The following is a 12,116-nucleotide window of genomic DNA, read 5'->3' as shown; positions in this document are numbered from 1 at the left end:
CATTTTTGTGCGCTTTTTACTATTATCTTCTTAGTGCTCCTTCTTAATTACACATAATTCGATTAATAATAAGCAATAAAACGTTCAAATATAAAAACGCCCTGAAATCAGGGCGTTTTATTCTATACTGTCAATGATAAGCAATTACAACGCTTTTAAAATTGCATCCACGCTTGCTTTCGCATCACCAAATAACATTTGAGTATTTTCTTTAAAGAACAGTGGGTTTTGTACCCCTGCATACCCTGTATTCATTGAGCGCTTAAACACAACGACATTATTCGCTTTCCAAACTTCTAACACTGGCATACCCGCAATTGGGCTGTTTGGATCTTCTTGCGCTGCTGGGTTCACGGTATCATTCGCACCGATAACCAGCACCGTATCTGTTTCGGCGAAATCATCATTGATTTCATCCATTTCTAACACGATGTCATAAGGAACTTTCGCTTCAGCTAACAGTACGTTCATGTGTCCCGGTAATCGCCCTGCAACAGGGTGAATACCGAAGCGAACATTAATGCCACGCTCACGCAGTTTTGCCGTAATATCGTGCACCGGATATTGCGCTTGTGCCACCGCCAAACCATAGCCCGGGGTGATGATTACTGAGGTTGAGTTTCTCAACATTTCAGCGACTTCTTCCGCCGTGGTTTCGCGGTATTCGCCCATTTCTTCTTCAGAGCCTGTTGATGAACCATCAGTACCAAACCCACCGGCAATAACACTGATAAACGAACGGTTCATCGCTTTACACATAATATAAGAAAGGATGGCTCCCGATGAACCGACTAAGGCTCCCGTCACGATCAGCAAGTCATTACTGAGCATGAAACCTGCCGCTGCCGCTGCCCATCCTGAGTATGAGTTCAGCATCGATACAACCACTGGCATATCTGCACCACCGATAGAGGCAACTAAATGCCAACCGAAGGCTAATGCAATCGCCGTCATGATCAACATAACAAACACTTGCAAGCCAACACTGTCAGTTTTAACGAAAATAACCAGCAAAATAAATGAAACGACTAAGGCTGCAAGGTTAAGTTTATGGCGATTTGGTAACATCATCGGCTTCGATGACATTTTTCCTGACAGCTTGCCATAAGCCACAATTGAGCCTGTAAATGTGACAGCACCGATGAAAATACCCAAGAAAACTTCCGTTAAATGAATATTTTCCATCACGCTGCTGGCGTGACCTTCACTTGCAATAAAGCTGTTGAAGCCCACAAGTACCGCTGCCAAACCCACAAAACTGTGTAAAATAGCAACCAGTTCTGGCATTTCGGTCATTTCAACTTTTTTGGCTAAACGAATACCAATCACGGCACCGATCACCATTGCCACTATCATCCAACCCACATTGGCACTATGAGGACCTAAGATCGTCGCAATCAGCGCGATCCCCATACCGATAATGCCGTATGTGTTCCCGCGTTGAGAACTTTCATGGCGAGATAGCCCCGCAAGACTGAAAATAAATAGGATAGCAGCAACGATGTAAGCTGCTGTCACAACTCCACTTGACAACATAAGTTACCCCTTATCCCTTACGAAACATTTTTAACATGCGTTGAGTTACTGTGAACCCACCGAAAATATTGATGCTTGCGATCAAGATCGCAATAAAGGATAAGAAACTTACCCAGCCACCACTACCAATTTGCAGCAATGCACCAACAACAATAATCCCTGAGATGGCGTTAGTGACCGACATCAACGGGGTATGCAGCGCATGGGTGACGTTCCACACCACGTAGTATCCCACCACACAAGCCAGCGCAAAGACGGTAAAGTGCGATAAAAACTCTGCTGGAGCTGAGTTAGCGAACCATCCAAACAGGATGATAGCCAGTGCCATCAGCGCCATTTTGGTTACCGGTGACATTTTTTTCTCTGGCGCTTTCACCTTTTCAACGGCTTTCGGCTTCGCTTGTGGCTGAGCTGAAACTTGAATTGGTGGTGCTGGCCAAGTGATTTCACCTTGCTTGATAACCGTAACGCCGCGAATGACTAAATCATCAAAATCAATCGTGATTTCGCCATCTTTTTCTTTACACAGCAACTTCATCAAGTTAACAAGGTTGGTACCATATAGCTGAGAAGATTGCGTTGGTAAACGGCTTGGTAAATCTGTGTAACCGATGATTTTGACACCATTATCAGTGACAACTAATTTATCCGCTTGAGTCAGTTCACAGTTACCACCCGTTTGTGCAGCGAGGTCAACCACCACACTGCCCGGCCTCATTGATTCAACCATCTCTTTGGTGATCAATTTCGGTGCAGGTCTACCCGGAATAAGCGCCGTCGTTACAATGATATCCACGTCTTTTGCTTGAGCAGCAAATAGCGCCATTTCTGCCTTAATAAAGGCTTCAGACATCACTTTCGCGTAACCATCACCACTACCTGCATCCTCTTTAAAATCTAATTCGAGGAATTCGGCACCCATACTTTGAACTTGCTCTTTCACTTCTGGGCGAGTATCAAATGCGCGAACAATCGCGCCTAAGCTACCTGCCGCACCAATCGCAGCCAGACCCGCCACACCCGCACCGATGATCATCACTTTTGCTGGCGGTACTTTACCAGCAGCCGTAATTTGTCCGGTGAAGAAACGCCCGAATTCATGTGCAGCTTCCACAATCGCGCGGTAACCGGCGATATTTGCCATTGAACTCAATGCATCGAGTGATTGTGCCCGAGAGATACGCGGCACGGCATCCATTGCCATTACATTGATATTACGGGCTTTTAATGCCTCCATTAACTCAGGGTTCTGCGCCGGCCAAATAAAGCTGACTAAAGTCGCCCCTTCTTTTAATAAAGGAATTTCGTCCGACAATGGTGCATTCACTTTAAATACAATATCCGCAGAAAACGCGCTCTCACGAGAGACAATTTCTGCACCCGCTTGCTCATAAGCTGCATCATCGAAACTTGCTAAATGTCCCGCATTTTGCTCGACACACACCGAAAAACCCAAGTTTAACAATTGGGTAACTGTTGATGGTGTAGCGGCAACACGCGCTTCATTGGCAAGTCTTTCTCTTGGTATACCAATTCGCATAATATTCCCTTTTTAAAGCTCGAAGTAATCTATGTTGTAGGTTATTCGCCAAAAAAATGACTGCCTTATCAAAAGGAAAAGTCCTATTTTGTCGTTGAACAGCTGTAAAATGTTCTAATAACCTACTGAAATTAGCCTTATTGATCCATAATTGATCACGATTCTAAGACAGTAAATGGAATTCACCGTGAAAATCTTAGTTTTAGGTCAATAAAATACTGGATACTTTAAAAAAACTGGTAAATTTGACTAGTCAATCATTATTTGTATCTTATGAAAATAAAATAGTGCGACAACATGGGCAGTTACGTGTAATAATCACCGCCATGTGTTACAACTATTATTCAGCATGTTTATAATAAATTGCGCAAGGCGGAAGGATTTTGTATGAAGCTGAAAACTACGGTCATCGCAGCCGCGGTGCTATCATTAACTAGTATAACCGCTACACAGGCGGCTGTTGAATTAACGCCAAAACAGGCTACTGAATTACAACCTTATGAGCGTATAACCGTCACTGGGCGTTTTAATGCTATCTATGAAGCATCCGATGCAGTTTCCCGTAGGGCTGATAAAATGGGGGCTTATGCCTTTTACATTCAAAGCCTTGATGATGTAGGTGACAGTGGCAACATGCGTGTTGTTGCTGATGTGTACGCAAAAGATGCATCAAAACGTGAAGAATCTGCTCGCCGAGTTTTCGGTGGTGTTGAAGAAATGTCTAAAGCGGACGCAAAAGTGTACCAACCTTTTGATGCAGTGACTGTAAGTGGTTTCTATCCATCTGAACCTGACTTATACGAAGCTATCGCGAAAAAAGCCAAAGAAAAAGATGCGGCCTCATTTTATGTAGTTCGTAACGTAGCCATGAATGACGGTGGTAACACTTTAGCAACCGCATATATCTATAAGAAAGATGCACCTAAGCGCCAAATTCAAAAAGAAGAAGCGGTTGTTCCTGCTGATTCAGACGCGGGTCGTGCGCTGTTAGCGCAAGGTGGTGAAGCGGCAGATAAAGTACTGATCCCAGGCGTTGCAAGTTCTGAAGAACCAACCGAAGCTGTTGGCCGTTTCTTCGAAACTTCCTCTAGCCAGCCGGGTCGTACTAGCGTGACATTACCAAGTGGTTATGTCATTGAAGAAGTGAACAAAACAGCAGCAGCTATGATGGTTCCATTTGATTCCATTACCTTCTCCGGTTATTACACCAATACCCCAGAAGTTCGTTATCAAATTGCCAAACGTGCAGAAGCTAAAGGTGCAAAATACTACCATATCACTCGTGAATGGCAGTCGAATGGTGGCAGCGTCACCATCAGTGCAGACCTGTTCAAATAATCGATAGCTTTATTCTATTATGAAAGCCAGCTTAAATATTAAGCTGGCTTTTTTTGTTTGCATTGCCCTACTTCCTGATACCTATTCCTGAACAGCTCGAGTTAGCACTTTATAAAATGCACGCCTATTTACCATAAACAATGAAAGTGAATAAAACATCTTGTTCTGTGCATATTTTCCCATTGCATCTGGCGCATTTCATTCGTAGAATCCACACTCTAATTTAGCAGGTGATCCAACTGGATTTAAAAGCCGTGACAGTGAATCCATTTATAGCATTGCTATCTTAACGTGATTTTAACTTTTGATTGCACAACAACCAGGATATACATTGAAAAATACATTAAGCCTTACTGCACTCACCGCGCTAGTTCTTAGCTCAATGGTTGGTGCTGGTGTATTTAGCCTTCCACAGAATATGGCTGAAGTGGCGAGCCCATTGGCGTTAATTATCGGCTGGTCCATCACGGGCGTCGGGATCTTATTTCTTGCATTCTCTCTTTTACTCCTTTCCAGAATTCGTCCTGATTTGGATGGTGGAATATTTACTTATGCAAAAGTAGGATTCGGTGAATTTATTGGCTTTTGCTCTGCATGGGGCTATTGGTTGTGTGCTGTTGTCGCCAACGTTTCTTATTTAGTGATTGTCTTTGCCGCTATCAGTTTCTTTACTGACACACCGGATAACATTGTGTTTGGCGATGGTAATACTTGGCAAGCTCTAATCGGTGAATCTATATTACTGTGGGTTGTGCATTATTTAGTTCTTCGCGGTGTACAAACTGCTGCGGGAATTAACAAGCTCGCTACGATGGCGAAATTAGTCCCTCTTGGATTATTTATCGTACTCGCATTCTTTGCCTTCAAGCTCGATATTTTTGATGCCGATTTTAGCGGTATTGACCTCGGTATCCCCGTTTGGGAGCAAGTTAAAGACACCATGCTGATTACTTTATGGGTCTTTATCGGTATTGAAGGGGCGGTCGTCGTCTCCGCACGAGCGAAAAACCGCCGTGATGTCGGCCTAGCCACCATTTTTGCGGTAAGCTCCGCATTAATCATCTATATTTTTGTCACGCTTTTATCACTTGGGATCATGCCTCGTGCCGATCTGGCTGAGATTAAAAACCCGTCGATGGCGACTTTAATGGTCTCTTTAATTGGCTCTAGCGGTGATATTATTATTGCCGCAGGTTTGATTATCTCTGTTTGTGGTGCATATTTGAGCTGGACAATTATGGCGGCTGAAGTTCCGTATATTGCCGCGCAATACCAATCATTCCCTAAAATTTTCAATAAATTAAATAAGAATGATGCACCATCTTCATCTTTATGGTTAACCAACGGCGCTGTTCAACTATCATTAGTGCTGATTTGGTTAAGTGGCAGTAACTACAATACTCTGCTGACTATCGCTTCAGAGATGATTTTGGTTCCTTACTTTTTAGTCGGTGCATTCTTAGTTAAAGTTGCTTATCAACGGCATAGCAAATCCCTGCTCGCGGTTGGTTTTGTTGCCGCTGTCTATGGATTATGGCTATTGTACGCGTCAGGATTGATTAACTTAATGCTCTCTGTGGTTCTCTATGCGCCGGGGATCATCATTTTTCTATATGCTCGTTCACAACAAACAGCAAAAGCACCACTGAAGTTAATTGAGAAAATTTTAGCATTTGGAATTGCGATAGCCTCAGTGCCAGCGTTATATTCTCTGTTAGCGTAATCCACTCTTTATTCACGAGCTAAATTTAACCCATTGAATTTAGCTCGCTTTTTATTATCTTCATTTCCCTCTAACCAACCTCCACGTTTTTTACAATCATCATCCTTTTTTGTGATGTAGTTTTTGAATTACTATTCACCAATAAGGAAACTCAAATGCACGTAACCCCAACGAATCTACGTACCGTCACATTTGCTGATCACCCTGCTTTTATTCATTCATCGTCAGAAGCGATACATTCTATGACACAAAATATAGCCGCTGTAACCCAACCTTCCCTTGTTCAACAACCAACCCCCTTTCAACAAAAGTTACCTGAAATTAAAGCGCAAGAGCGTGTCGAAGGCTTTCAGTTTAAATTAGCGACTCAGCAGCAAATAGAACGAACTGTTGAACGATAAACCCAAAACAACGCTAGCTAGATAAATATATTGCGTACAACTCAGTTGCTAATGTAGAAATGGTAGAAACTCATTAGTATGTTGTAACTAAATAAAGGTTGAGTAGTAAAACTCACTCGTAATCAATTCTATGGTTATTTCACAATAAAAATGCGCGGATGGTACAGTTACGGTACAGTTACCACGTCGCGCATTTTTATCTTATTAACGAATAAATTATCGTCAGCCTAAAGCTATCATTAATCCCAAGCTATAGTTGCTGCGTTAAACTTTCCATGGTTTGAATGATCCGTTTATCCGATATCGGATATGGCGTTCCAAGCTGTTGGGCGAATAAACTCACACGTAACTCTTCAATCATCCAGCGAACTTCCTGTACTTCTGGTAGCTGCTTTTGTAGTGGCGTTAGTTTACTCATCCACTGCTGCCACATGGTTTGCACATGTTCAACTTTGCTCATCTGCGCGCGGTCACGATTTGGATCGATGGCTAACTTTTCCAATCGGCGTTCAATACCGTTTAAGTAGCGTAAGATATCCGGTAAGCGCTTCCAGCCCTGCTCCGTCACAAACCCTTTAAATACCAATCCTGACATTTGAGCTTTGAGATCAGACAATGCGAGCGCCATCGAAAAATCAACGCGGCCTTTCAACCGTTTATTGATAGCAAACACCGCCGTTAAGATCTGTTCAACTTGCTTGGCGATATTCACCACCACATCGTTCAATTCCGCTCTCGCGTACTCTTTTAATGATTCGAACTGCTCTTCAGTCCATACCGCGCCACCATAGGTTGCAATTAACTGATCGATACCGCACGCGATACAATCATCAATGAGCTCAAGCACTTTGCCATAAGGGTTAAAATAGAGCCCCAATTTGGATTTATTCGGTAGCTTTTCATGCAAATATTTGATTGGTGAAGGAATATTTAAGAGTAATAATCGGCGAACTCCACCCCACATTGCTTGCTGTTGCTCGAATTCGGTTTCAAAAACACGGATCCCCACACTGTTTTTTTCATCCACTAACGCAGGATAGGCTTTAACTGAGTATCCTCCGCGTTTTTGTTCATAGCGTTGTGGTAACTCGCCGAAACTCCAAATATGCAAGCCACTTTGTTCAATACCATCATCCACAACCTCGGACAGTGTTTCTTGCACTTTTTCCTTAAGGCTGTCTTTTAAAGCATCCAGATCTTGCCCTTCCGCAACGGTTTTATTTTTGTCATTCACCACTCGGTAGGTCATTTTTAAATGCACTGGGAGTTGGTCTAACTGCCAAGCCTCACGCTCGACCGTTACCCCCGTCATTCGACGCAGCTCGCGCTCTAGCTTATCTAACACGCTCCCTTCTGGGGTCGGAACTCGCTCCAAAAATGCAGAAGCATAATTTGGCGCGGGCACAAAATTGCGACGGATAGGTTTAGGCAATGATTTGATTAGTGCAACGATTAGTTCATGGCGCAGACCCGGTACTTGCCAGTCAAAGCCCACATTTTGCACCTGATTCAAAATAGCTAATGGGATATGAACGGTGACGCCATCAGCATCAGTGCCGGGTTCAAACTGGTAACTTAAACGAAATTTGAGATCGCCTTGATACCAATAATTTGGGTAATCAAGCGCCGACACATTCCCAGCATCTTCTTTGATCAGCATGTTTTTTTCAAAACTGAGCAAATCAGGTTGCTGTTTTGATGCAGTTTTCCACCAGTTATCAAAATGACGAGAGGAAATCACATCATTCGGGATACGCTGGTCATAAAACGCAAATAGTGTTTCGTCATCCACTAAAATGTCACGGCGGCGTGATTTGTGTTCCAAATCTTCCACTTCTGATAACAGTTTTAGGTTAGCTCTAAAGAACGCGTGACGGGTATTCCAGTCACCTTCCACCAGCGCATGGCGGATAAAGAGTTCGCGGCATAATAATGGATCAATCGAGCCATAATTAACTTGGCGTGAAGCAACAATCGGCAATCCGTATAAAGTCACTTTTTCCGATGCTGTCACAGCACCTTCTGATTTTGACCAATGGGGTTCGCTATAGTGGTGTTTCACCAAATGCTCGGCGAGTGGTTCTATCCATTCAGGATCAATGGAAGCCGCAATCCGTCCCCACAGCTTTGAGGTTTCAACCAGTTCAGCAACCATCGTCCACTTCGGTGGTTTTTTGAATAAGCCTGAACCTGGGAAGATAGTAAACCGTGCATTCCTTGCCCCTGTAAATTCGTGTTTTTCAGCGTCTTTCTGACCGATATGCGAGAGCAACCCCGCCAATAGGGAGACATGAATACTGCGAAAATCTGCTGGTGCGCTGTTGATAGCAAATCCTTGTTCTTTCACGACTTGGCGTAACTGAGTGTAGAGATCTTGCCACTCGCGAATTCGCAAATAGTTAAGGAAATCCTGACGGCACATTTTTCTAAACTGTGCGTTAGATAATTCCTCTTGCTGCTGCTTTAAATAGTCCCACAGATTTAAAAATGCCAGAAAATCCGATTGCTTATCATGGAAACGTCGATGTTTTTCATCAGAAGCTTGCTGCTTATCCAGCGGTCTTTCGCGGGGATCTTGAATCGATAATGCTGAAACAATCACCATTGTTTCGCGTACCGCTCCATACTTTCTGGCTTCAATCACCATTCGCGCTAAACGCGGGTCAACGGGTAATTGTGCTAGCTGGCGTCCGATATCAGTTAATCGATAACCTTTGTCTGCATCTTTATGAGGTTGGATCCCACCAAGCTCTTCCAGTAATTTGACACCATCTTGAATATTACGCTTATCCGGCGCTTCAACGAATGGAAATGCCGCAATATCCCCAAGTCCGATTGAGGTCATCTGTAAAATGACCGACGCCAAGTTAGTTCTCAGGATTTCAGGATCGGTAAACTCTGGTCGAGATAAGAAATCCTCTTCAGAATACAAGCGGATGCAAATACCGTCCGAAACACGACCACAACGCCCTTTACGCTGATTGGCGGACGCTTGCGAAATCGCTTCGACAGGTAAGCGTTGTACCTTGGTACGATAACTATAACGACTGATACGCGCATAACCCGTATCAATCACATATTTGATCCCCGGAACCGTCAGTGAGGTTTCTGCCACGTTAGTGGCAAGAATAATTCGGCGACCACCATGAGGATGAAAAATACGGTTTTGCTCACTGTTAGATAACCGTGCAAATAGCGGTAAGACTTCCGTATGGCGTAGCTGTAGCTTGGATAGTGCATCTGCGGTGTCACGAATTTCTCGCTCACCACTCATAAATATCAGAATATCACCGGCACTTTCACGCCCGAGCTCATTAACCGCATCGACAATACCGTCAATTTGGTCACGTTCGCTGTCATTATCATCCCCCATAATTGGGCGATAACGTACTTCAACCGGGTATGTCCGCCCTGAAACTTCCACAATTGGCGCATGACCAAAGTGTCGAGAGAATCGTTCTGGATCAATCGTTGCAGATGTAATAATGACTTTTAAATCAGGACGCTTAGGCAATAATTGACGTAAATAACCTAAAATAAAATCAATATTTAAACTGCGCTCATGGGCTTCATCGATAATAATTGTGTCGTATTGCAACAGCAATTTATCATTCTGCAATTCCGCCAGCAAAATACCATCTGTCATTAATTTAACTTGGGTGGTATCACTCACTTGGTCACTAAAGCGAACTTTATAACCGACATTTGTGCCTAGCTCACACTCTAACTCTTGAGCAAGGCGCGAAGCCACCGAGCGAGCCGCCAATCTTCTTGGCTGAGTATGACCAATAAAGCCCTTCACGCCGCGGCCCAGCTCTAAGCAAATTTTAGGGATCTGCGTGGTTTTACCTGATCCCGTTTCACCGGCAATGATCACCACTTGATGCTGATTAATCGCATCAAAAATAGCTTGTTTTCTTTGGCTAACCGGTAAGTTTTCGGGGTAAACAATTTTCGGCATATTCAGGCTTTTTTTCTCAACCTTCTGTCTTGCCTTTGCAATATCCCCTTTGATGACCTCGATAACTGCCATACGAGATTTTTGATCTTGTATTTTTGCGATACCGTGGAGGCGTTTCTTCAGTTGCCATTGATCACGCAGTGATATTTGTTCAATTTCAGCATGTAATGCTGATAGAATGGGATCCATTCTTAAATCCTTATTTTTCAATTCATTATAACGCCACTCATCGACCTATAATCTTATGGTGGCTAAAGATAATATTTTGGTTTGTTTTATGATTTTAGTTATTTCATACAAATACCATCAGTTTTTTTGAAGTGTGCCTTCTAAATTTCTTCCTATTAATCTGCCACATACCGAGTATCATCATTATCTGATGAGATAGACACATGAGTTTCGAGGAAAATAATGAGTAAAGTACTACTATTGAAATCAAGCATTTTGGCAGATTATTCACACAGCAATAAAATGGCTGATTATTTTGTACAACAGTGGCAAGAAAAAAATCCCGATGATGAATTTACAGTTCGAGATTTAGTTCACCAGCCAATCCCTGCGATTGATGGGGAAATTTTAGCAGCTTTTGCACCTACTGACACTATAACCGCGCAGCAACAAGCACATTTAGACCTATCAAATCAGCTCATTGATGAGATTAAACATAATGATGTTTTAGTGATAACCGCACCGATGTACAACTTTTCGGTTCCATCTCAACTGAAGCATTACTTTGATTTTATCGCCCGCTCTGGCCATACCTTTAAATATACCGAACAAGGTGCTGTGGGTTTATTAACCAATAAGCGTGCATATATTCTGACAAGCCGAGGCGGCATTTATAAAGATACACCAACGGATATCATGGTGCCTTACATCACCCTATTTTTGAATTTTATTGGCATTAAAGACATTGAATTTATTTTCGCAGAAGGCACCTCGTTAGGCGCTGAATCCGCAGAGAAAGCGCAATCACATGCGCGAAACCATATTGATTCACTGATTGCTTAGCAGTTAAAATCGAAAATAATGCGCACTTGTTTCATCTAGAATTAAAAATAGTGCGCATTTTTATTTTTTCTGCATCCATTGTCCATTAATACCGCGTACATATTCTCCTGCTGGTGCGCGTTCAACCAATTTCTGCCCTGCCATTCTTGCGACATCATTGGTTTTAAGCCCATTTTTATCTGCAATTTCTGTATATCGATTTTTTCTTTCGGCATTGATATGTTCAACCAATTGCTTTGCATCTGCACTACTTTGGTCAATTACCGCCAAATACCCCGATAAGGTCTCCCCCACAATACCGTGAGTTTTACCTTCTTCCACCGTCAGAGCAAATGCAGAAAATATGCTTAATGTGGAACATAACGTGACGACTTTAAACCAGTTCATCATTTCGCAGGTACCTCACCGAATAGATCGCTGTTTTCTTTTAATAACTCTTCCACTTGTCGGTCAGCTTTAATTTGAATTTCATGCTCAATCTTAACATTCATATTGATGTTAATTGGTTTATCTGGCGTAGCGACCTCTACGCGTAAACATGCCGTTAATAGCGACGCCATTGCCATCATCATGATCAATTTTAATATTTTCACGTTAGTTCTTTTC

Annotated in this window: 9 protein-coding genes; 4 read left to right on the top strand and 5 right to left on the bottom strand. The window is 42.9% G+C overall.

Going from position 1 to position 12,116, the window contains the following annotated elements; translation table 11 throughout:
- Positions 1 to 144: 144 nt before the first annotated feature.
- Positions 145 to 1,533, bottom strand: coding sequence for a Re/Si-specific NAD(P)(+) transhydrogenase subunit beta (gene pntB / locus LDO73_RS08680; protein WP_224061159.1), 1,389 nt, complete (start codon positions 1,531 to 1,533; stop codon positions 145 to 147).
- A gap of 13 nt (positions 1,534 to 1,546) precedes the next feature.
- Positions 1,547 to 3,076, bottom strand: a complete 1,530-nt coding sequence (gene pntA, locus LDO73_RS08675; protein WP_224061047.1) for a Re/Si-specific NAD(P)(+) transhydrogenase subunit alpha — start codon at positions 3,074 to 3,076, stop codon at positions 1,547 to 1,549.
- A gap of 387 nt (positions 3,077 to 3,463) precedes the next feature.
- On the opposite strand from pntA, the gene ydgH reads away from it, so the two are divergent.
- The 3 genes from ydgH (at position 3,464) to LDO73_RS08660 (ending at position 6,538) form a co-directional block, all read left to right on the top strand.
- A complete protein-coding gene (gene ydgH / locus LDO73_RS08670; protein ID WP_224061046.1) occupies positions 3,464 to 4,414 on the top strand; it encodes a DUF1471 family protein YdgH in 951 nt (316 codons plus the stop codon).
- A 331-nt stretch (positions 4,415 to 4,745) separates the two neighbouring features.
- The gene (locus LDO73_RS08665; protein ID WP_224061045.1) at positions 4,746 to 6,137 is read left to right on the top strand and encodes an amino acid permease; all 1,392 of its coding nucleotides are present in this window, start codon (positions 4,746 to 4,748) and stop codon (positions 6,135 to 6,137) included.
- Positions 6,138 to 6,292: 155 nt separating this feature from the next.
- The gene (locus LDO73_RS08660; protein ID WP_224061044.1) at positions 6,293 to 6,538 is read left to right on the top strand and encodes a hypothetical protein; all 246 of its coding nucleotides are present in this window, start codon (positions 6,293 to 6,295) and stop codon (positions 6,536 to 6,538) included.
- A gap of 250 nt (positions 6,539 to 6,788) precedes the next feature.
- Here LDO73_RS08660 and hrpA read toward each other — a convergent pair whose 3' ends face one another.
- Positions 6,789 to 10,688 carry an ATP-dependent RNA helicase HrpA gene (gene hrpA / locus LDO73_RS08655; protein ID WP_224061043.1) on the bottom strand — a complete coding sequence of 1,300 codons (3,900 nt, stop codon included), beginning with the start codon at positions 10,686 to 10,688 and terminating at the stop codon, positions 6,789 to 6,791.
- A 222-nt stretch (positions 10,689 to 10,910) separates the two neighbouring features.
- On the opposite strand from hrpA, the gene LDO73_RS08650 reads away from it, so the two are divergent.
- Positions 10,911 to 11,510, top strand: a complete 600-nt coding sequence (locus LDO73_RS08650) for an FMN-dependent NADH-azoreductase (protein WP_224061042.1) — start codon at positions 10,911 to 10,913, stop codon at positions 11,508 to 11,510.
- 60 nt (positions 11,511 to 11,570) lie between these two features.
- Here LDO73_RS08650 and LDO73_RS08645 read toward each other — a convergent pair whose 3' ends face one another.
- Together LDO73_RS08645 and LDO73_RS08640 are read right to left on the bottom strand one after the other, a co-directional pair.
- Positions 11,571 to 11,900, bottom strand: a complete 330-nt coding sequence (locus LDO73_RS08645) for a YdbL family protein (protein WP_224061041.1) — start codon at positions 11,898 to 11,900, stop codon at positions 11,571 to 11,573.
- Positions 11,897 to 12,082 carry a YnbE family lipoprotein gene (locus tag LDO73_RS08640; RefSeq protein WP_036948339.1) on the bottom strand — a complete coding sequence of 62 codons (186 nt, stop codon included), beginning with the start codon at positions 12,080 to 12,082 and terminating at the stop codon, positions 11,897 to 11,899. Before LDO73_RS08640 ends, LDO73_RS08645 begins: the two co-directional genes overlap by 4 nt.
- Between the last annotated feature and the right edge of the window lie 34 nt (positions 12,083 to 12,116).

The sequence above is a fragment of the Providencia alcalifaciens genome, assembly GCF_915403165.1.
Taxonomy (GTDB): domain Bacteria; phylum Pseudomonadota; class Gammaproteobacteria; order Enterobacterales; family Enterobacteriaceae; genus Providencia; species Providencia alcalifaciens_C.
This window is presented reverse-complemented; position numbering and strand designations above follow the sequence as displayed.

Excerpts from the sequence above, each read along its gene's own strand:
- pntA (WP_224061047.1), bottom strand. The coding sequence starts at position 3,076 with ATGCGAATTGGTATACCAAGAGAAAGACTTGCCAATGAAGCGCGTGTT.
- ydgH (WP_224061046.1), top strand. The coding sequence starts at position 3,464 with ATGAAGCTGAAAACTACGGTCATCGCAGCCGCGGTGCTATCATTAACT.
- LDO73_RS08660 (WP_224061044.1), top strand. The coding sequence starts at position 6,293 with ATGCACGTAACCCCAACGAATCTACGTACCGTCACATTTGCTGATCAC.
- hrpA (WP_224061043.1), bottom strand. The coding sequence starts at position 10,688 with ATGGATCCCATTCTATCAGCATTACATGCTGAAATTGAACAAATATCA.
- LDO73_RS08650 (WP_224061042.1), top strand. The coding sequence starts at position 10,911 with ATGAGTAAAGTACTACTATTGAAATCAAGCATTTTGGCAGATTATTCA.
- LDO73_RS08645 (WP_224061041.1), bottom strand. The coding sequence starts at position 11,900 with ATGATGAACTGGTTTAAAGTCGTCACGTTATGTTCCACATTAAGCATA.
- LDO73_RS08640 (WP_036948339.1), bottom strand. The coding sequence starts at position 12,082 with ATGATGATGGCAATGGCGTCGCTATTAACGGCATGTTTACGCGTAGAG.